The sequence below is a fragment of the Leeuwenhoekiella sp. A16 genome (genome assembly GCF_047946675.1).
Taxonomy (GTDB): Bacteria; Bacteroidota; Bacteroidia; order Flavobacteriales; family Flavobacteriaceae; genus Leeuwenhoekiella.
Genome location: NZ_CP172313.1, coordinates 2,849,690 through 2,870,640, shown reverse-complemented (window position 1 = coordinate 2,870,640; position 20,951 = coordinate 2,849,690). Strand labels below are relative to the sequence as shown.

Here is a 20,951-nt window from a genome sequence, read left to right as displayed (position 1 = left end):
TATTTCAAAAATTATAATTTCTAAATGCTTTAAGCAGTTAACAGATGGTTAAAAGAAAATGGGAAATAGCAGATGAGTTAATTTCATTATTTATTGATTTAATTATCATAAATGACAGAACGTTAAAATAGACTGATGTTTTTTAAAGAATTCGCATACCTATAATTCCCATTTGTTTTATGGCTAAGCATTAATTTTAAAGCGGCGAACTAAAAATTTATAGAAATCTATATGCTTAAATTAATACGAATTACCTGCATTCTACTTTACTGCTCTACTTTTCAAAACTATGCTCAGGGCGAAAAAAATGATCCTACCCGTTGGACTCCCGAAGATATTGTCGATACAGAATCTCTAAGCAGTGCTTCATTCTCTCCAGATAATTCGATGGTGGCATGGACTAAAAGAAAAGGCGTTAAAGAGAAAGATAAGTTTGTTTCAGACATTTATCTCACGCTTTTAAACTCAAAAAAAGACGGAAAATTCAGAACCGTACATTTAACTAATGGTGATGACAATGATTATAGTCCGCTTTTCTCTAAAGACGGAGAAAACATCTATTTTCTTTCGTCGAGAGACAAAGGCAAAAAACTTTGGAAACTCAGTATTTACGGCGGCGAGGCGCAGGAAGTTCATGAATTTAAAAACGGGATTTCTTCTATTCAGTTAAAAGATGACAACACGCTGCTTTTTCTTTCAAATGATGGTAAAACGCTTTATGAAGCTGAAGCCGAAGAAAATAAAGATGATGTGCAGGTGATTGAAGATTCTCTGCACTGGACACCTAATCATATTTATGCGTACGATCTCAAAGAAAAGTCTGTTTCTCGCCTGACCAACAATGAAAAATCTATTTCTTCTTTTGAGGTTTCGCGCGATGGTAAATGGCTTTTTTACAACATGCAACGCAGTTTAAGTTATGCGACAGATGCGCAGAAAGACCCATTTTATTACCTTAAAAACCTGGAAACCGGCACTACTAAGCAGATAATTACAGATCTTGATTTTCCGGTTTATTCCATAAAATTTACACCAGATAACAGTGGTTTCTATTTTATGTCAAGCAAAGCATCTGACCCCAAATGGAACGGTGCCGGTATTGAAGAATTATATTTCTACAATTTAGCAGACAATAGTTATAAAAAAGTACCTCTTGATTGGGAACTTGGTGCAGGTCGTGGTTTTGATCTCTTAGGTAATGATGTGATCGTTTCGCTGGCAAACAGAGCTACAATGCGCCTGGCATATTACAAGAAAAAGGGAGATAGCTGGTCAAAATCTGATATTGATCTGGGCGAAAAGAACGATCATACTTCAATAGAAACTGTTTCTCAAGATGGTACCAAAGTAGTTTACACCTACTCTACCGCTTCAAAATTGCCCACGACTTATGTGGCAGATCTTAAAGGTTCCCGCTTTAGTAATGAAGAAGAACTTGTAGAACTCAATAAAAACCTGAAGAAAAAATCGATCACAAAAAGCGAAGTCATCACCTGGAAAGGCTGGCATGACGAAGAAGTGACCGGTATTTTATACTATCCTGAAAATTATGAAGAAGGAAAGAAATACCCGCTCATGCTGTCTATTCATGGTGGTCCTTCTAGTATGGATCTCGATACCTGGTCTGAGCGCTGGAGCACGTACCCAAATCTCCTGGCTCAAAAAGGAATGTTCATTCTAAAACCCAACTATCACGGCTCATCAAATCACGGATTATCATATGTTGAAAGCATAAAGCAGAATTACTATGACCCGGAAATGGAGGATATCACAAAAGGTATCAAAGTTCTTGAAGAGCAGGGAAAAGTAGATCCTGACCAACTGGGAACAATGGGTTGGTCTAACGGAGCGATCTTAACCACAATGCTCACTGTGCGTTATCCTGATATGTTTAAAGTCGCTGCTCCCGGTGCGGGTGATGTAAACTGGACTTCAGATTTTGGAACTTGTCGTTTTGGGGTGAGTTTTGATGAAGGCTATTTTGGCGGCGCGCCTTGGGATGATACTAACGGTAAGATCTACAATGAGAATTACATTATAAAATCTCCTCTGTTTGAGATCGAAAAAATAAAAACACCCACTATTATTTTCCACGGAAGTGAAGACAGAGCAGTGCCTCGCGATCAGGGATGGGAATATTACCGCGGTCTGCAACAGGTTGCTCAGGCTCCTGTAAAATTTCTTTGGTTTCCCGGTCAGCCACATGGTTTAGGCAAGATTACGCACCAGCTGCGTAAAATGAATGAGGAAATAGCGTGGATAGAAAAGTACCTGCTCAATAAACCCTCAACTAAGAATGAAGCGTTTAAAGAAGATAGTCCGCTGGCTGAAGCCATTAAATTAGACGAGGCCAAAAAAGTTGATGGTTTGTATGGCGAAATAGTAAAAGAAACGCTTATTCCGGAAACTCTTTTACTCAAGAAAGACTCGATCTCTCTTGGCCGATTTGAGGTCACAAATGCCCAATTTTTGGCTTTTAGACCCGATTTTTCATTCCCTGCGGGACATGAGAATTATCCTGTAGAGACAGATAAAGCTTCCGCGAAAGCGTATACAGAATGGTTGTCTACAAAAACAGGGGATTCCTATAGATTACCAAACACAAAAGAAGCCAAGGATTTACAGAAAAAAGCGCGTAAAAATGCTAAAAATGAGAATAACCTCAACCACTGGGCAGGTTATGATCTTGTAAAAGAAGATGTATCTCAACTTCTTGAAAAAGCGAAAGAAGTAAAAGGCTCTCTTCTTGCAGAAGTAGGTAGTTTTAAAAGTACCAAAGTAGAAGAAGCGGCTATTTTTGACCTGGGCGGTAACGTTGCAGAATATGCAGATGACGGCATTTATGGCTACAGTGCCTATGATTTTTATGATGACAATGACGACAGCTTAAAGTCAAGTGATCATGTAGGCTTTAGAGTCATTAAAGAAGCTAAATAATAACCAACTAAAATTCCATATATGAAAAAATCAATCTTTATAAGTTTTCTGTTTTTAACGCTTGTTCAAAGTGCTTTTGCTCAGGTTAAGACTAATCTGGAACTGGCAGATATATTCAGTATGGAATTTGTTTCAGACCCTCAAATTTCGCCAGACGGCAAGCAGGTTATTTATGTGCGTAATTTTAAAGATATTATGACAGATCGCAACCTGTCTAATCTCTGGATCATCAATACTGATGGGTCGCATAACCGCCCGCTTACGACAGGTAATCATAATGATGTGTCACCAGTTTGGTCTCATGACGGCAGCAGGATCGTTTTTAAATCTAATTTGGCAGATGATAAGATGAAACTGTACCTCATGTGGCTTGACACAAAGGAATATGCTGCACTTACAAACTCACCTCAAACGCCAGGCTCTGTTGCCTGGTCTTACGACGACAGTTATCTGGCTTTTAATATGTTTGTTCCAAAATCTACTTCTTCGCCTATACAATTATCGGGAAAACCGGAAGGCGCAAAGTGGAACAGCCCTCCTATCTACATAGACAAAATGAAATACCGCGGTGATGGGGAAGGTTATTTAAAAAGTGGAAACGAGCAATTATTCGTTCTATCTACAGACGGCGGTACGCCCATGCAGATAACTACAGATGATAACGATTATGGCGCTCCCGTTTGGTCTAAAGATGGTAAATCCCTTTATTTCTCTGCTAATTTGCATGAAGAACATGAGTACGAACCTTTAAATAGCGAGATCTATAAAATCACCCTTGCAACCGGAAAAATCGCCGCCCTGACCAATAATATTGGCCCGGACAGTAACCCGGTTCTTTCTCCTGATGGCTCTATGATAGCGTACACCGGTTTTGAAGATAAATACCAGGGATATCAGGTGACGCATTTGTTTACTATGAATACTTCCGGGGGCGATATTAAGCCCACTTCTACCGATTTTGACCGTGATATTGGCGATATTTTCTGGGATGAAAAAGGCAAAGGTCTTTACTTTTTGTACGATGACACCGGTGAAACGAAAATAGGTCATATCTCCCTTGACGGAAAAGTTGATACTCTCGCAACCGGCCTTGGCGGTTTATCGCTTGGTCGTCCCTACACAGCAGCAGCTTATAGCGTTTCTAATGATGGCACATTGGCTTTCACATTAGGTGGCACAGAACATCCTGCAGATCTGGCTACGCTTTCGCGAAATAAAACTAACCGACTTACAAACCTCAACGAAGATCTATTCAGTTTCCGCAATTTAGGAGATGTACAGGAAATGCGCTGGAAATCATCTTATGATGACCGAGAAATACAAGGCTGGCTAGTGACTCCGCCAGATTTTGACCCTTCTAAAAAATATCCGTTTATTTTAGAAATTCACGGCGGGCCTTTTGCAAGCTACGCTTCGGTTTTTTCTGCCGAAATACAAATGTATGCAGCTAAAGGATATGTGGTGCTTTATACAAATCCGCGAGGTAGTACAGGTTATGGTGAAGAATTTGGTAATCTTATCAATCATGATTATCCCAACCATGACTACGAAGATTTGATGTCTGGCGTTGATGCGGCTATAGCCAAAGGTTTTATAGATACTGAAAATTTATTTGTTACCGGTGGTAGCGGTGGCGGGGTACTCACAGCCTGGATCGTAGGTCATACTGATCGTTTTAAAGCAGCGGTGGTTGCCAAGCCGGTGATTAACTGGTACAGCTTTGTATTGTATTCTGACAATCCTGCGTATTTCTACAAATACTGGTTCCCCAACAAACCCTGGGAAGATCCTGAGAATTATTTAAAAAGGAGTCCGTTGTCGTATGTTGGCAATGTCACAACTCCCACAATGCTTCTGGTAGGGGAAGAAGATTATAGAACGCCAATAGCAGAATCTGAACAATTTTATGCTGCTCTTAAATTACAAAAAGTAGAAAGCGCGATGGTAAGAATTCCCGGTTCTGGTCACGGTATCGCAAACAGACCCAGTAATCTTTTAGCTAAAATAAGTGCTGTGCTTACCTGGTTTGATAAGTATAAAGATTAAACAACATCAAGCTTTACTTTGGCCCGCATAGCTTTAAGCCCTTCCACTCCCGGGAGGGCTTCCAGATCTAAGGTTACCCAATCTAATTCTATTAATCCCTGAAAGGCCAAATAATTTAGATGCCTGCTATAAGCACTCTCCTCTTCATCATGCATATAAACAACTGCTATATGGCCGGGCTGAGATAAGCGCTCATGAGAATTTAAAATATATGATTTATCTATGCGCTTCTTTAGTATTTCATAACGCACATTGTAAGAACCATCAACATCAAGCTTCTTCTCTTCCCTTCTAAATTTTAAAGTGACCGGCGTACCGTAAGCCAGGATGACCGGTGCTATTTCAAGATTTTGAAAACTATTCTCATTATGTTGATCTATACAATTTGTATTTTCTATTTGAGTAATTCTTCGCACGATCTTGCACGTCCATATTAACTGGCGTAAGCGAAGATTGTCGATATGAAGTTTATCAAAAGTATTTTTCTGCGAAAGCGATGCACCTAAATAAATATTATACTCTACACCATCAGTTTGATATTTTTCAAAAAGGCAGGGTAAAAGTTGCTGTAAGGTGTTCTCTTCCTCTTCCAGGCAATCTACAATACATTGATTTACGTTTAGCAACTGCTGGTCATACGCCAATCTGTGCTTGGTAAAAATCCCTGAATCAGGGCATATTTTCGCCTTATAATCCTCAATATCGTCGCGTATTTGAGGATATTGATTATTAAGAAGATCTATAATGGGATTGAGCTTTTTCCGAATAAAATCTACCAGTTCAGTCTCGTCACCTTTAGTATAATCCTGTCTTAAAAGCTCAAGTTGCTGCTCCAGCTCATAAACCAGCTCGCCAAGGATAGAAAGTGAGAGCACCTGATGTGTCTTTCGCAAAAGCGAACTGCAAAACTCGAGATTATCATATAGGTCTCGTAAAACCGCATGATTGCGACGGTTAGAAGAATTGCGTATATCAAGCGAACCGTAAAACGGATGCAAATTCTCAAAAACGATTGCTTCATTTTCGGCATTTCTGCCTTTTTCCAAAATTTGTATGGCAGCTTCTCTAAACTTCCAGCGTATTGTAGGATGAATTGCCGTGTATTGCTCAAGCATCACAGTTTCTACCCTGTTTTCAAATTCTTCAAGATGCCGCTGAATCGCACTTACAAAAATCGGCTTAATTTGGTTGATTTTCAGCATAGAAAGGCCATTTATCGCACCAGGAATAGGGCAGGCCAGCTCTAGAATACCTATTATTTTATCATCTTTAAAAAGCGGTGTGATCAATAAATTACGATATCCCAGATCTATAAGAGACTGGTTTAAATACGTCGTCTCTTTTGTCCTGTCTTTGAGGTCTTCAATAATGATCGTTTTTCCTTTTTTAAGGAGTTGTGTGTAAAAGGAATTCTCTTTCCAGTTCTGTATATATTTATAGATCTGGCTAATTAGAAGGCTATTCCACAATGGTCTTGACGATACAAAGTTGATTGCTCCGTTTGCCATTAAAGTCCCAATACCCACGCGCAGTTGAGGCAGCTTAAAGAGATTACGCATTTCCTGCTGTAGTGATTCTAGCCAGGCAGAGCCATTTGCATAATTTGTATTGAGCAGTAAACGCCTTATCCTGTTAGTAGATTCTTCAATAGTTACTTCTAGTAAGGTGACTACAGAAACGCCGGAGAACGTGAAATTTGCCGGCGGCAGTAACTTAGCCCAAGCTTTTTCATCAAAAGGTTTATCAAGTAATTTTTGAAGTTTATGCTCATTTAATGCTAATTTTTTATTGGTCTTAACCTGAATCATTTCATTATTAAGAGCAACTTTAAAATAGCGCCACAAGTTATTTGCAATATCAAAAAGCGGAACAATTATAGGGAAATCGACCTGTAGATCAATGTTATAGATCCTTTTTAAAATAATTTTATAGGCGTAGATAAGCTGAATATTGCTTTCGCCAAAATCACTAAATGCATCATTTTCTTTTTTAGTGCTACCCGTTAGCAGTTCTTTATAAGCAGGCGTGGCCAGAAGATATTCTTTATACAGAAAGGGGCGGGTGATGGCTACTACAGAATTGTCTAATTTGCTAAATGCGAAAAAGGGCTGAAAAAGTGATTCTAAGAACGAATTGTGCTCTGCCCACTCCTGGCCATTATAATTGGGTTCCAGAAGAAAATCATTGTGTTCTAAATACTCTTCTAAATTATCTAAAGCTTCATTTTCTAAAATATGAGAAGAACGCCAATAATCTAATACCGGCCTAAGGTCATATTCAGTTTTAAAAGGGAAATACTTTTCACTAATTGTATGTAAAATTTCTGCCATCGCTCACGTAGTTGAATGATAACAAACTCAACTTTAAATATACATAAATTACTTATAATAAATACATTAACTAGATATATCTGCTTTAGACAAATAGAAATAGCAGTCAAGAATTGCTGTACGGTTAGTCTAAAAATTGAGATTTTGTTACTATATTTTAAGCAGTAAATTAGGATTTGGGCAATTCTCAAGATAAAAATTGAGATCATTTTTACTACTTACACCCGGATAGTCGCCGGTTTTGCCCTGCATATCACAAATTACCTGAAAATGTAAATGTGGTGAATAATCTCCATTTTCAAATGGTTTTCCTAAAGTGGCTATTTCTGCTCCAGCTTTAAAAGTTTGGCCTTCTTTGAGGTGGATAAGAGATTCTCGCGATAAATGACCATACAACGTATAAAAAGTGAGTTGTGGAGTAGTGTGTTCTAAAATTATACACGGGCCATAATCGCCATGATTAGTATTATCTTTAAAACTATGCACTTTTCCTGAAACCGGGGTTAGAACTGGTGTTCCCGCATCTGCCCAAATATCAACTCCCAGATGGATATTGCGCTGGCTAGCTGCATCTGTAGTGGTAAAATGAGTACTGCGATTGTAAATATCTCGCTTCTCATTATAACCGCCATACGCGATCTTAGTACCTTTTTTAGAAAGATATTGCTTGATAAAATCTCCTATAGACTGAGAAGAATCGGCATTAAAGTGCTTAAAATCGGTATTATTAACAGATAAATCCAGTGATATGTAGTCTTCTTGAGTAAAACCACCTATCACTGGAGTAAATCCTTTAGTCAATGACGCCAATTGAGCACTAATTTCTGTGTGTTGCATGGCGTTAAAAATACTAAAATCAGTTTACCAAAACATCACTGAATTTAGCCGAAATAGCAATTGAGCTATCTGTATTTCTTGATTTGTAAAAACCGTTCACCATTTTGCTATCGTAGCTGTTCATCACTTTGGCATCAAGCTTAGAAGGATAATTTAAATTACTGCGCGTACCATTGTAAGTAAAGTGAAATGCGCTATCTGGTAATCTCAATACAAGATCGCTGTTCTCAAGGCTAATGTTGAGCGTTTTAAAGTCTCGCCCTACCTTTGGTATAGAAAGTTCACCAAAGGTGCCCACAATCACACCAGAGTCTTCCAGCTCATTAATTATAACATTACTTGAGCGGCTGTCTACATTTATACTTTTCGCTTTAGCGATAACACATTTCTTCACATAACTGGTTTTTAAAGTACCATAATTCCAGTCTGTTACTGCCACGGGGCTGTAAGAAACATTGATGTAAGTTTGATCGCCATCTATTGTAGAAGCTATAAAATCACCATGTGAAAGATTAACACGAGCATTATTGGCATCACCTATTTTAATGTTGCCATGTCTCACATTGAGATCAAGTTTAGCATCATTAGGCATACGTACAATGATCTTACGTCTAACCTTATTAGAAGTTGATCTGTTCCTGTTGTTATTCTTTGAAGAATCATAACTGTAGCTCATACGAGTGCTCACATTACCATTTGCATCGCGGCTGGTGCTACGCTGAAAGTTACCGTCATTTCGCTCTGCCATTTCTTCCATTTGTTTACCAAAATTCTCCCCCCAGGCTTCCATACTTTTACCAAAGTTATTACCCCACGCCTGCATATCTTTCTCCATGGCTTTGCCAAAATTTTCACCCCAGGCTTCCATATTCTTACCAAACACCTCACCAAATTGCTCACCCCAAGCTTCCATACCTTTACCAAAATCTTCTCCCCACGCTTCCATATTGTCAAGCCATTTATCTACATCTTTAACCGAAGCATTGGTTTTATATTTTGAATTTAATTTAGCGACATATCCTTTTTTGTCCTTTTCATAAGCATCAGAATCAAAACTTAGATTACGACCAAACGGTGATGGCGGCATGCCCAGAAAACCTGAACCTATATTAGTACTTTCCCAATGCTTCATTTTGCCCTCATTCTCTTTCTCCCATTTTGCCATTGCAGTATCAAAATCATCACCAAAGTGCGACTCTACCTTGCGCTCATACTCTTTTAGATATTTCTCTCCATCTCGTTTATAAGCATCATAATCAAACTCAATGTTGCTCATGCCTCTGTAATATTCTGGCGGCAATTGCGTGCCAGCGAAGCTCTCAATCATTGGGGTTACCATATTCTTCATAATTGGTCCCACTATCTGCATAGAAGAAGCTATAATATCATCAAGACCACTTGCAGGTATATCACCTAAAGCAATATTAGAACCGGCGGTACCGCCCAGAGAATTGATGCGTATTATTTTACTATTACCCTGCACACTTATCTTCCAGTCTCTCATAAGACGATCTATATCATCCTGAGATAAACCATCTGTCTCAATAACAGCTTCTACTTCTACATTATCTTTATTCCAGTTCTCAAATACAATATCTGCATACTGAGTATCTACATTAATATTTACATCCTGGTTTGTATTAAAACGCTCCTTAAGTTTCTCGGTAGTTTTTTGAGCCCAACTTTTTGGCATCATAAAAACAGTCATTACCAGAATGATCGTATATATTTTGCTATAATTTTTCATCCCTTTTTAAATCGTATTAGGTTCTGTTTCGCCAGAGCGAAAGGTTTTCAATTCGGTTAATTTTTCTTTTAATTTGAATAATAGATCTAGTCTGAGTTTTAGATTATCTATCAAGGCTGAAACAGTTTCTTCATTCACCCCTACATCTACAAGATCTTTATTTAAGCGTTTGTACTCTGTATTGAGCTCTTCCAGCTGCGCCATAAATGAATCTACCAGCGCTTTGTTATCATCTGTAACTTTTAACTGTGCCAGCTCTACATTTATACTTGCCAGATAATAATCTTCTATCTCCTTAAATTTAGGCGAGCGGTCGCTTAGCAGAACACCCTCATCATCTGTCTTTGGGACTGCTGTTGTCACTGCAGGAGCATCATCCTGTTTCAATGGATTACTAAGTAGAAAACCTCCTATTGCAACTACCACTATTAGTACAGCGGCAATTTTTAACCACAGGTACATGCCCGACGATTTACGCTTAGCCACCATACCAAATTCTCTATTTAGCCTTGCCTCAAACCGACTCTCGTGACCGGCTCTAAGACTTTCTTTAGGCAGACCCAAATCTCTTTTCATAAGATCTCTAATATCCTGTGCCATGATATTGTTGTTTTAACTTTTCCTGTAATTTTTTCTTTCCTCTGTGTACTAGAGTTCTTGATGCTACTTCTGTTATATCAAGTATCTCAGATATTTCCTGGTGATCGTACCCTTCTACCAGAAATAACATCACGGCATATCTGTAGCGCTCCGGCAGATCGTCAATAGCTTCTTTAATATGATCTATAGTGATAGTATCGTCTACAGACCAATCATTAAATTCATCAACTTTGCCCAGAACCTGCTCATTAATAGCAACCAGTTCTAGTTTTTTGGCTTTAAGCATATCGATACTTTTATTGATCACGATACGCTTAAGCCATGCACCAAATGTTACTTCACCATTATACTGATGCAATTTTGCAAATGCTTTTATAAAAGCTTCCTGCATCGCTTCTTCAGCTTCAAATGAATCTCTTAAAAACCTATAGGCTACGTAGTACATGCCGTCGCAGTACTTACGATACAGCTGCAGCTGCGCCCGGCGGTCGTTCTGCTTGCATCTTTCAATGATATCAGTGAGTAACAAAATGGTATGATGGTTAGTTGCTAATTCTCTCTAAAGACGATGAGAGAATTCACATGTTGCAAATTCTATTAATATTTTTTTTGAAATGTAGTAAAATTTAAACTGGGCTTTCTTAAAAAGAAAAAGCCCGCTTAACAGCGGGCTTTAGTATTGTATATAAATACTTTACGATTTATTCTTCCTCATCATCGTCACTGTCTAGAAGAAGATTTAATGTAACGTCTATATTATCTTGTGTAGCTCTTGAATAAGGGCACACCTCATGAGCCTCATTTACCAGCATCTCACCTGTTTCTGTATCAACTGTGGGTAAGTATGAGTCAAGTATCACCTCAAGCTGAAACATATCATCTTCATTCTTGCCTATTTTTACTGTTGCTGTTACGGTATAATCGCCCAGATCTATTTTATGTTCTCGTGCTACATGAGCCAGAGCGCTGCCATAGCAGGCACTATAACCGGCTGCAAAGAATTGCTCTGGGTTTGCACCCTTACCGCCAGATCCTCCTAATCCTTTAGGAATACTAAGATCAAAATCTATAGTACCATCTTCGGTTTTTACACTTGAATCTCTACCACCCTGGGCCGTCGCTTTCGCTGAATACAAAGCTTTCATAATATTATTTTTCTATTATTCATGCCTAAGATACCAATACTCAAAGAAGTCATCGCCATGCCCCTCTTAAAAAATTCATAAAAAACAAATCGATTACCTTTGGTCTACTTCTAATTGAGGTGATACAATGAGCAACCACAAACATATAAATACAGCAGAAGCTAAGAATATTGTTTTAAAACGAAAACAAGCCTTAGATGCTTCGGCTCTTATTTCTGGTTTACTGCAGGGCAATGTAACCGCCTTAAGCAAATGCATTACCTTAATCGAGAGTACAGCTAAAACACATCAGGAGATTGCTCAACATATTCTGAGGGAATGTCTCCCTTTTGCAAACAAATCGGTTAGGATAGGTATAACAGGTGTTCCCGGCGTAGGCAAAAGCACATTTATTGAAGCTTTAGGAATTCATCTTATTGAGCAAGGTAAAAAAGTGGCAGTTCTTGCAATTGACCCCAGCAGCAGCGTTACGCACGGCAGTATTCTGGGAGATAAAACAAGGATGAGTACGTTATCAACTACTAAGAATGCATTTATAAGACCATCAGCTTCAGGAGATTCTTTGGGTGGCGTAGCGCGTAAGACCAGAGAATCTATCATATTATGTGAAGCTGCCGGTTATGATACAATTCTTGTAGAAACGGTGGGTGTGGGTCAAAACGAGGTTGCCGTTCATGCCATGACAGATTTCTTTTTGCTCTTAAAACTTGCCGGAGCCGGTGACGAACTTCAGGGTATTAAACGCGGAATTGTGGAAATGGCAGATGCCATAATTATTAATAAAGCCGATGGCGAAAATATAAAGGCCTCAAAATTGGCAAAGAATGCTTTCGCCAAAGCGTTACACCTCTATCCACCTAAAAAAAGTAACTGGCAACCCCCGGTAAAGACATGCAGCGCGCTGAATAATGATGGTATACAAGAAGTTTGGTCTATAATTGACCAGTATTTTAAACAAACAAAAACCAACAACTATTTTGAAGAGAATCGTACGCATCAAAATAGCTATTGGTTAAAAAGTACAATTGAAAACGCCCTTAAAGACGAATTTTATGAAAAACCTGCCATAAAGGAGCAATTATCGGTGGTTTTAGGCCAAATATCAGCCGGAGAACTTACCCCTTTTCAGGCGGCTCAGCAGTTGCTGAAATTGCGTTAAACAACCGGTAATTTCCATCCGTTATTATAATTTGCCCTTAAGAGTTTGTTTGCCTCTTTATCATCCTTAAACTCACTTTTAGCTTCATCCCAATATATTTTTCTTCCTGTTTTAAAGGCGATATTCCCCATGTGAGCATTTACTGCTGCAATTCTGCCAGCTTCTATTGGGCAGTTAAGTTTAGATTTATCACTGCTGCGAATAGCATCTACAAAACTTTGTGCATGATTGCCTATTGCATCTCCTGTTGCCTTTTGCAGTGGCATGCGTTCTACCTTGTCAATGCTCTTACCATCTAACTCTTCAGTTTCCGGAATCACTTCCCAGCCGCCACGATTGAGTACAAGTGTGCCTTTATTACCTATAAAGGCGATTCCTTCTGTGCGTCCGTAATTACCGCCGTCGATGCCCGTAGCGTGTTCCCACAAAAGGTTAAAGTCATCATATTCAAAAACGGTTTGTAACGTATCTGGTGTCTCTGAAGGATCATTAGGATAAGCAAATTTTCCGCCGGAAGCGAGAATAGATTTAGGCGCCGTTGCTTTCATGGCAAACAAAGCAATGTCAATTTCATGCACACCCCAGTCTGTCATTAAACCGCCTGCATAATCCCAAAACCACCTGAAATTAAAGTGAAATCGGTTTTCATTAAACGGTCTTTCTGGTGCCGGGCCAAGCCACATCGTATAATCAACGCCTTCTGGTGCAGTTGTGTCTGGTTTAGGAGATAAGGGTTTCATCCAGCCTTGATACGCCCAGCATTTAACCAGTCTTATCTTACCTAATTTACCTGATTGTACAAATCTAATCGCATTGCCATAATGACCGCCACTACGCTGCCACTGCCCTACCTGAACTATACTATCGTATTTTTTTGCTGCCGCTGCCATTAGGTTGCACTCTTCTACGCTGTTGCCTAATGGCTTTTCTACATACACGTGTTTACCAGCTTTGCAGGCATCTATTAAAATTAAACAATGCCAATGGTCTGGAGTGCCTATAATAACAGCATCTACATCTTTATTATCAAGAAGCTTGCGGTAATCTGTATATGTTTCGGGAGTTTTACCAGTAAGCTCATTAACCTCAGCAGAACGCTTATCAAGCACACGTTGATCTACATCTGCGAGTGCTACACAATTTACATTAGGTAATTTAAGATGCGCACGCAGATCTGTAAAACCCATACCGTTGCAGCCTATAAGACCAAAATTAATGGTTTCTGCAGATGATAAATCGGCTGTAAAAGTTGAAAATGGTTTTGCTATAAGATTATTTGTAATAGTTAATCCTGCAGCGGCTAAAGTGGAATGCTGAATAAATTTACGCCGCGAATTTTGATCTTTCATAAAAGTAAAATGGTTGGTTAAAAGGATATTAAGATAACCATTTTTCTTATTAAGATGCTCAATTTACTTTATAATCAAAATCAAATTACAAGACTCACTTATAATATTACTCAGCCGGTATGCGCACATTTACTCTACAAACTCTTTACGATACCAGTCAATTTGCTTTTGAAGTCCTTCCTTTAATGTTGTTTTAGGATCATAACCCAGCACTCTTCTTGCCTTGGCAATATTGGCCTTAGTAAGTAATTGCTCCCCTTGTCTTCTGGGAGTATCTTTCTTGATGATCTTAGTATTGAGAATATCTTCAACGATCTCGATTCCCTCTGCAGTGGTGTGCTCATGTTCTGTACCCAGATTAAAAACTTCACCTCTTACCTCTTCCTCCTTGCCAATTACGCTTACAACACCATCTATAATGTCTTCCACGTAAGTGAAACTGCGCACATGCTCACCGCTACCTGTATATAAGGGGAATTCCTGATGAAAGAAACCACAACCTATAAGTTTTGAATATAATTTCTCTGGTCTTTCTCTTGGTCCATAAACAGAAAATAACCTTAGAGAGCAGGTATTTAGCTTATTTTCACGGGTTTTTGAAAGCACAAGTTGTTCTGCAGCCAGTTTAGTAACCCCATAAAAAGATGCAGGTTCTGGTGCTTCTTCTTCGGTTAAAGTTGCTCGTATACCATAAATTGAAGAAGTAGATATATTTACGAAAAGCTTTAAATCTTTACAATCTATCGCAAAATCTATTAGATTTTTTGTGGCCACAAGGTTGTTCATCAAATAATCTTCAAAACTTGATGAAGCCGAAATACCGGGTTGTGCAGCAAAATGAAAGATATAGTTGAAATCTGTATCGAGATGGGAAAAATCAGCAGGTTTACGCAGATCTACTCGTACTATTGGTATGCCACCTGCTTTTAAATCTTTAGCGTTTTTATGTTTTAGATCTTCGCTGTAATAGGGAGAAAAATTATCTATACCCACAACTTCATGACCTAATTTTTTTAAGCGTTCGGCGCAATGTGATCCTATAAATCCTGCTGCACCTGTAACTAAAGCTTTCATAATTCTATAATCTTAATGTGTAAACCGTTTTAATACATACCTGTAGATCAGGTAAAAAAGATATCCCAGCAAGCCTCCTATTATCATTCCCGAAAGTACATCACCAGGATAATGTACACCCACATAAATGCGGCTATAGCCTATTAATACAGACCAAAACAAAAGTGCAAAGATGAGATATTTATAAGTCGACTTCAGTAACAAACCTACAAAAATGGCGAGCCCCATTGAGCTGGCAGCATGAGCAGAAAAATAACCGAAATGACCGCATCTCGCTGCAATGAATCTTGCTTTATTCATCACCGCAGGTTCACCACAAGGTCGCAATCGTTGAAAACCGTGTTTAAAAACGTTAGCGAGTTGATCTGTGCTGGCGATAAGTGCTGCAACAAAAACCAGGATAATAAGGGTGTTTTTCGGTCCAAACTTCCTATAAATCAGGAATAATAAAATAGCATAAAGTGGTATAGAATACCACTTGCCGGTAATTATAATCCAAAAGGGATCCCAGGTTTCAGTACCAAGGTTGTTTAAAAACAGGAAAAGTTGTTGATCTATATCTCGTAAAGACTCCATTTACTCTTCTTCATAGCGAGCTACTTCTCTATCGTAGAAGTCTGTTGCTGCCTGAATTAAACCTTCTGCTTCTGAAGCAAGTTCTTCCTCATCGTTCTTATCAAAATCTTCAAGCCATTCTACTTCGTCATTTGTAAGATTGATAATAAAACGCGGAAAGTCTGTGTGAATAACAAAAATACCATCAGAATAATCTGTGTTATCACCAAGAAGAAATTTAGGTAGTTCCATACTTATAAATTTAAGCACCCAAAGGTAAGTGCTTTTATAAAGTCTCTACAACGATACGCAAACGTTTTTATTTTAAAGATGAAATACATTAATCTCAGGTTAACGACTCACCTTGTTTACAGGAGATAATAATTTCGCGCAAGCTAAATCCCTTTAAAAAACAATTAGAGGGTAAAAGGTTATATTCGTAGCCTGTAAAATATCACCGCATGCAACCTACCTATATTCTCTTATTGATCGCCGCTTACTTTGGGCTACTCATGTTAATTTCTTATCTCACAGGTAAATCTGGTTCTAACGCAGACTTTTTTAAAGCGAGTAAGCAGTCGCCCTGGTATCTGGTAGCGTTTGGTATGATAGGCGCATCGCTCTCTGGTGTGACATTTATTTCTGTACCCGGGTGGGTAGAGGCCTCAAAATTTAGTTATTTTCAGGTGGTTTTGGGCTATACGGTGGGCTACGCTGTCATAGGCACTGTGCTTTTACCGCTGTATTACAAGTTAAATCTCACATCTATTTATAGCTATCTTGAAGGTCGCTTTGGTAAATACTCCTATAAAACAGGTGCTTCCTTTTTCCTCATCAGCCGTATTGTGGGAGCGAGTTTTAGACTTTATTTAGTGGCTAATGTTTTGCAACTACTGGTTTTTGACGCGATGCATATCCCTTTTTGGGTAACTGTGACAATTACCATTTTACTTATCTGGCTTTATACTTTTAAGTCTGGTATAAAAACCATTGTGTGGACAGATACTTTGCAAACCTTATTTATGCTGATTTCTGTAGGTGTGGCGACCTATTATGTATCAAACGATCTGGGGCTTTCACCTTCTAATATTTTTGGCTTCATTGCAGATAGTGACCTTTCTAAAATGTTCTTTTTTGAAGACTGGAAAAGCGGGGATCACTTTGTAAAGCAATTTGTTTCGGGAGCATTTATAGCGATTGTAATGACGGGTCTTGATCAGGACATGATGCAAAAAAACCTAACCTGCCGCACGCTAAAAGATGCACAAAAGAATATGTTCTGGTTTACCCTAGTTTTAACTGTAGTCAATTTTGTCTTTCTGGCTCTTGGTTTGTTACTTACTGTCTACGCAGAAAATAACGGTATAACCGCCTCTAAAGATGATCTTTTCCCATACATCGCAACCCAGACTGACCTGGGCTTTGGTATTGCGATCTTTTTTATTCTGGGGTTAATTGCCGCTGCCTACTCAAGTGCAGACAGTGCTCTTACATCACTTACAACTTCGTTTAGTATAGATATTCTGGGAATTGAAAGAAAATATGACCAAGAAAAACAGGTGAAAATTAGAAAACTTATACACGTTTTAGCTTCGTTGATCCTAATACTTGTGATTATAATTTTTAAGTATGTGATTGCAGACGAAAGTGTGATCTCACGCCTTTTTGTTTTTGCAGGTTATACATATGGACCGCTTCTGGGGCTATATTCTTTTGGGCTTTTTACTAAAATGAAAGTAAAAGATACTTTAGTGCCGCTGGTTGCCGTGCTCTCACCTATTCTTTCATACATAATAAGCTTGCTAAGTGTTGCTTATCTCAATTTTGAATTCGGGTTTTTTATCCTTATCCTCAATGGATTAGTTACATTCTTAGGTCTTTTACTTATTCAGAAAAAGAAGTTAAGGGTAGCTAATAAAACGGCTTAATTTCGATTAAAATCGTCCTTAGAGAGGCAAAAATCGCAATTCAAACTTTGCTTTTTAATACTGTCCTGTACTTAAAAGCACGAGCGTACAAGCTACTTCAACTTCAATATTATTTTTCTGTAGAATAGAATACAACTCAGGGTTTTCTGTGCCGGGATTAAAAATCACCCTTTTTGGCTTTAAATCGGTTAAATAAGTATAAAAATCGCGCTGCCTTTGCGCATTCATATACAGGGTAATAGTATCAATTTCTTGAAATTCAGGTCTGCCGGTTTCTATATGAACTCCGGCTACGTCGCCTTCGCGTAAACCAACAGCAACCACTGGGTGATTGTTTTGAACAAGTCTTTTTATTGCAATATTTGCATATCTGTGCGGCTTTAAAGAAGCCCCAAGTACTAGTGTTTTCTTCGTGCTCATAAAACAAAGTTAAATCTTTAGGCGTTATGTAACAATGGGAAATGCATTACGTCTATAGCAGTAAGAGATTGATTTCCCAGCTCGAGTTATTCGTAATTCGTTTTGATGGTTAGTGTTAATTAAGGATACTTGAGCTTGAAAACCCGGAGCCTACAAAGCCCCGGGTTTTCTAATTTAAAATTTATCGATTTTTTCTGTAACGAAAAATACATTTTGTCGTCTTTATAGTACCTGCATTATTTGTGGGAATATATTTTTACAGGTAATATGTTATACAAAGTATTATATATTACAAACATCATCATCAATCAAAAAACAATCAGACTATGAAAGCAATCAATTGGCTTACCAGCCTCTTTTCGTTCTTATTTCTATCAACGACACTATTATCTACCGCTCAATCTATGCCAGATGAAGCAATTACCGGCTCAGTTAAAGGTGTTGTGTTAGATGGCACACTAAATGAACCCATCCCCTACGCCACTGTTGTTATCAATGACAGCGCTAACCAAGTGGTCACCGGCGGAATTACAAATGACGACGGAAGTTTTATTTTAGAGAAAATACCTGAAGGTAACTACACATTTAAAGTGCAGTTTATAGGTTACGAGACCTATACTAAAGCTATTACCATTAACCGTACAAACCGCGACTGGAATCTGGGCACTTTAAAAATTGCCGCTATAGCCTCAGAACTTGATGAGGTCAACATTGTAGCAGAACGCACGACCATAGAACAGCAAATTGACCGTAAGGTTATAAATGTGGGTAAAGATCTTACTACAGCCGGTGCGACGGCTTCAGACATTATGAATAACATACCGTCTGTAAGTGTAGATCAACAATCTGGCGCACTTACTTTAAGAGGTAACAGCAACGTGCGTGTGATGGTAGATGGCAAACTATCTAATATTCCTGCTGCGCAGCTGCTTAAGCAAATTCCGTCAACGTCTATTAAAAAAATAGAATTGATCACAAATCCTTCAGCTAAATATAACCCTGAAGGAATGAGCGGTATCATCAATATTGTTCTGCATAAGAATGTGAATATTGGTTTTAACGGTGATGTAAACGTGGGTTTATCTTACGAGAAACACCCTAAATTTAATAGCGGTATGAATCTCAATTACCGTAATGGGAAGTTTAACCTGTATGCGAATTACAGTAATAATTTCTCACTTAATCAAAACTACGGAAACATCTATCGCCCCAATGACGGTTCAAGACAGCTATTTAATTTTCTGGATGACAGCAAATCACATCTTCTAAAAACAGGACTTGATTTCTACTTAAATGATAAGAACACTTTATCTTTTTTCACCAGTCAAAACTGGTATGCGGGTAGTACTACGGGTGATATTGGGATTTTATATCCTTCGGCAGACCGTAATCAGACGCAATTATTTAAAAGTGTAAATGATAATACTTCGGGCCAATATAATTTTGATTACAAGCTTGCTTTTGATAAAGAAGGTCACAATATTGAACTAGAAGTAGATCATAATATCTATAGCGGCAATGAAGATGCAGATTTTAAATTTACGGGTGCATCGCCTATAGATAATTACATGGATTTTGTTGATACTGAAAGAGACAGAACTACGGTTAATCTTGATTATGTGAATCCGCTGGCTGAAGATGCCAAATTAGAAGCCGGTTTACAGGCAATCTTGTTCAATACCGATATTGACTATGCGAGTACAGGTAAATCATATAATAGCCAGGGCGTTCTTGTACCCACACGCAGCACACAATTTGAGTATAGCAGAAATATATATTCGGCTTATTTAACCTATGGTAAAACTTTTGAGAAATGGTCTTACCAGATGGGTGCGCGCCTTGAGAATGTAAATGTAAAAGCAGATACAAATACGGTACGCGCATTTACAAATGATTACATACAGGTTTATCCGTCAGCCTATTTAACCTATAACCCAAGTGAGAAAAATCAATACCAGGTGAGTTATAGCCGCAGAGTAGACCGTCCCGGTGTAGGGCAGGTAAATCCTATACGCCAGTGGAGCACACCTTTACTTACTAATTATGGTAATGTAGATCTAGAACCACAGTTTACTAATTCTATTGAGTTGAATTATACGCACAAGCTCGAAAAAGGTAGCGTTACTGGAGGCGTTTTCTACAGGATCATTCAGGACGAGATCAATCAGGCGGTATTTGTAGATCGCTTTAATCTAGACAAAAGTGTTTTGACGTTTGACAATTTTGATAATACTTCTGCCTACGGTTTTGAATTATCAAGCAACTACAAACCTTTTGAATGGTGGAGTTTTAATGCAAGTTTTGATATTTATAATCAAACACAAAAAGGTATTTCTGAAGTGCTTGATCCTTCTACTTCAAATCCTACTGCAGACGACATTTTGCTTGTTACCCGCGAGGTAGATAATACAGCCTATAATGTGAGAATGAGCAATAACTTTACGGTAACCCAGAAGTTCACATTATCTGCTTTTGGTTTCTACCGCGGCAGTAATGAAGGGTTACAGTTTAAATCTAAACCCATGTATTTTGTAAATGTAGGTGCACGTTATGAACTGTGGGACGGTAAAGGTACTTTCAGCTTAAACTACAATGATATTTTTAATACGATGCGAGCACGATTTACAGCTACTTATCCTTATGAGCAGATAGGGCAATTTAATTGGGAAAGTCAGACAATTTTTGTGGGTCTTAATTACAGATTTGGTGATTCTCAATATCGTGCAAAACGCAGAAAACAAAGAGATGCTAATGAGAAATCTGGAGGGGGCGTATTCTAGTTTTTCGAAAACGTTATTAAAATGTTAAATGCCTGATTTTATGC

16 protein-coding genes are annotated in these 20,951 nt (G+C 38.4%); 5 read left to right on the top strand and 11 right to left on the bottom strand.

What is annotated here, in order from left to right; genetic code table 11:
• The first annotated feature begins 231 nt into the window (after positions 1–231).
• Both ACH3O9_RS12565 and ACH3O9_RS12560 read left to right on the top strand, forming a co-directional pair.
• Positions 232–2,937, top strand: a complete 2,706-nt coding sequence (locus ACH3O9_RS12565) for a prolyl oligopeptidase family serine peptidase (protein ID WP_416440947.1) — start codon at positions 232–234, stop codon at positions 2,935–2,937.
• A gap of 21 nt (positions 2,938–2,958) precedes the next feature.
• A complete protein-coding gene (locus ACH3O9_RS12560) occupies positions 2,959–4,983 on the top strand; it encodes a S9 family peptidase (protein ID WP_416440945.1) in 2,025 nt (674 codons plus the stop codon).
• On the opposite strand, the gene ACH3O9_RS12555 is transcribed toward ACH3O9_RS12560, so the two are convergent.
• From ACH3O9_RS12555 to ACH3O9_RS12530, 6 genes are all read right to left on the bottom strand, one after another.
• A complete protein-coding gene (locus ACH3O9_RS12555; protein ID WP_416440943.1) occupies positions 4,980–7,313 on the bottom strand; it encodes a hypothetical protein in 2,334 nt (777 codons plus the stop codon). The two genes, ACH3O9_RS12560 and ACH3O9_RS12555, sit on opposite strands and share 4 nt — an antisense overlap.
• A 150-nt stretch (positions 7,314–7,463) precedes the next feature.
• The gene (locus ACH3O9_RS12550) at positions 7,464–8,150 is read right to left on the bottom strand and encodes a peptidoglycan DD-metalloendopeptidase family protein (protein ID WP_416440941.1); all 687 of its coding nucleotides are present in this window, start codon (positions 8,148–8,150) and stop codon (positions 7,464–7,466) included.
• A gap of 19 nt (positions 8,151–8,169) precedes the next feature.
• Positions 8,170–9,897: a hypothetical protein gene (locus ACH3O9_RS12545; RefSeq protein ID WP_416440939.1), complete on the bottom strand. Its 1,728-nt coding sequence runs from the start codon at positions 9,895–9,897 to the stop codon at positions 8,170–8,172.
• Positions 9,898–9,903: 6 nt separating this feature from the next.
• Positions 9,904–10,497, bottom strand: a complete 594-nt coding sequence (locus ACH3O9_RS12540; RefSeq protein ID WP_416440937.1) for a hypothetical protein — start codon at positions 10,495–10,497, stop codon at positions 9,904–9,906.
• Positions 10,481–11,026: an RNA polymerase sigma factor gene (locus ACH3O9_RS12535; protein WP_416440935.1), complete on the bottom strand. Its 546-nt coding sequence runs from the start codon at positions 11,024–11,026 to the stop codon at positions 10,481–10,483. The genes ACH3O9_RS12540 and ACH3O9_RS12535 overlap by 17 nt, the downstream gene beginning before the upstream one ends.
• Positions 11,027–11,198: 172 nt before the next feature.
• Positions 11,199–11,642: an organic hydroperoxide resistance protein gene (locus tag ACH3O9_RS12530; RefSeq protein WP_416440933.1), complete on the bottom strand. Its 444-nt coding sequence runs from the start codon at positions 11,640–11,642 to the stop codon at positions 11,199–11,201.
• A gap of 127 nt (positions 11,643–11,769) precedes the next feature.
• Here ACH3O9_RS12530 and meaB point away from each other — a divergent pair, with 127 nt between their 5' ends.
• The gene (gene meaB, locus ACH3O9_RS12525; RefSeq protein ID WP_416440931.1) at positions 11,770–12,801 is read left to right on the top strand and encodes a methylmalonyl Co-A mutase-associated GTPase MeaB; all 1,032 of its coding nucleotides are present in this window, start codon (positions 11,770–11,772) and stop codon (positions 12,799–12,801) included.
• Here the strand turns inward: meaB and ACH3O9_RS12520 are convergent.
• The 4 genes from ACH3O9_RS12520 to ACH3O9_RS12505 all read right to left on the bottom strand — a co-directional run bounded on the left by ACH3O9_RS12520 (position 12,798) and on the right by ACH3O9_RS12505 (position 16,031).
• On the bottom strand, positions 12,798–14,150 hold the full coding sequence (locus ACH3O9_RS12520) for a Gfo/Idh/MocA family protein (RefSeq protein ID WP_416440929.1): 1,353 nt from the start codon (positions 14,148–14,150) through the stop codon (positions 12,798–12,800). The genes meaB and ACH3O9_RS12520 overlap by 4 nt on opposite strands.
• Positions 14,151–14,279: 129 nt before the next feature.
• A complete protein-coding gene (locus tag ACH3O9_RS12515) occupies positions 14,280–15,224 on the bottom strand; it encodes an NAD-dependent epimerase/dehydratase family protein (protein ID WP_416440927.1) in 945 nt (314 codons plus the stop codon).
• Positions 15,225–15,236: 12 nt separating this feature from the next.
• Positions 15,237–15,800, bottom strand: coding sequence for a phosphatase PAP2 family protein (locus ACH3O9_RS12510; RefSeq protein ID WP_416440925.1), 564 nt, complete (start codon positions 15,798–15,800; stop codon positions 15,237–15,239).
• Positions 15,801–16,031, bottom strand: coding sequence for a hypothetical protein (locus ACH3O9_RS12505; RefSeq protein WP_416440923.1), 231 nt, complete (start codon positions 16,029–16,031; stop codon positions 15,801–15,803).
• 209 nt (positions 16,032–16,240) lie between these two features.
• Between ACH3O9_RS12505 and ACH3O9_RS12500 the strand changes: the two genes are divergently transcribed.
• Entirely contained in the window at positions 16,241–17,707 is a 1,467-nt protein-coding gene (locus ACH3O9_RS12500) for a sodium:solute symporter (RefSeq protein WP_416440921.1), read from the top strand.
• A gap of 54 nt (positions 17,708–17,761) precedes the next feature.
• On the opposite strand, the gene ACH3O9_RS12495 is transcribed toward ACH3O9_RS12500, so the two are convergent.
• A complete protein-coding gene (locus ACH3O9_RS12495) occupies positions 17,762–18,127 on the bottom strand; it encodes a CoA-binding protein (protein ID WP_416440919.1) in 366 nt (121 codons plus the stop codon).
• Positions 18,128–18,453: 326 nt separating this feature from the next.
• On the opposite strand from ACH3O9_RS12495, the gene ACH3O9_RS12490 reads away from it, so the two are divergent.
• Positions 18,454–20,907, top strand: a complete 2,454-nt coding sequence (locus ACH3O9_RS12490; protein WP_416440917.1) for a TonB-dependent receptor domain-containing protein — start codon at positions 18,454–18,456, stop codon at positions 20,905–20,907.
• The last annotated feature ends 44 nt before the right edge of the window (positions 20,908–20,951 follow it).

Bases quoted from the DNA above. Each gene is read 5' to 3' on its own strand.
- ACH3O9_RS12565 (WP_416440947.1), top strand. From the start codon at position 232: ATGCTTAAATTAATACGAATTACCTGCATTCTACTTTACTGCTCTACT.
- ACH3O9_RS12560 (WP_416440945.1), top strand. From the start codon at position 2,959: ATGAAAAAATCAATCTTTATAAGTTTTCTGTTTTTAACGCTTGTTCAA.
- ACH3O9_RS12555 (WP_416440943.1), bottom strand. From the start codon at position 7,313: ATGGCAGAAATTTTACATACAATTAGTGAAAAGTATTTCCCTTTTAAA.
- ACH3O9_RS12550 (WP_416440941.1), bottom strand. From the start codon at position 8,150: ATGCAACACACAGAAATTAGTGCTCAATTGGCGTCATTGACTAAAGGA.
- ACH3O9_RS12545 (WP_416440939.1), bottom strand. From the start codon at position 9,897: ATGAAAAATTATAGCAAAATATATACGATCATTCTGGTAATGACTGTT.
- ACH3O9_RS12540 (WP_416440937.1), bottom strand. From the start codon at position 10,497: ATGGCACAGGATATTAGAGATCTTATGAAAAGAGATTTGGGTCTGCCT.
- ACH3O9_RS12530 (WP_416440933.1), bottom strand. From the start codon at position 11,642: ATGAAAGCTTTGTATTCAGCGAAAGCGACGGCCCAGGGTGGTAGAGAT.
- meaB (WP_416440931.1), top strand. From the start codon at position 11,770: ATGAGCAACCACAAACATATAAATACAGCAGAAGCTAAGAATATTGTT.
- ACH3O9_RS12520 (WP_416440929.1), bottom strand. From the start codon at position 14,150: ATGAAAGATCAAAATTCGCGGCGTAAATTTATTCAGCATTCCACTTTA.
- ACH3O9_RS12515 (WP_416440927.1), bottom strand. From the start codon at position 15,224: ATGAAAGCTTTAGTTACAGGTGCAGCAGGATTTATAGGATCACATTGC.
- ACH3O9_RS12510 (WP_416440925.1), bottom strand. From the start codon at position 15,800: ATGGAGTCTTTACGAGATATAGATCAACAACTTTTCCTGTTTTTAAAC.
- ACH3O9_RS12505 (WP_416440923.1), bottom strand. From the start codon at position 16,031: ATGGAACTACCTAAATTTCTTCTTGGTGATAACACAGATTATTCTGAT.
- ACH3O9_RS12500 (WP_416440921.1), top strand. From the start codon at position 16,241: ATGCAACCTACCTATATTCTCTTATTGATCGCCGCTTACTTTGGGCTA.
- ACH3O9_RS12495 (WP_416440919.1), bottom strand. From the start codon at position 18,127: ATGAGCACGAAGAAAACACTAGTACTTGGGGCTTCTTTAAAGCCGCAC.
- ACH3O9_RS12490 (WP_416440917.1), top strand. From the start codon at position 18,454: ATGAAAGCAATCAATTGGCTTACCAGCCTCTTTTCGTTCTTATTTCTA.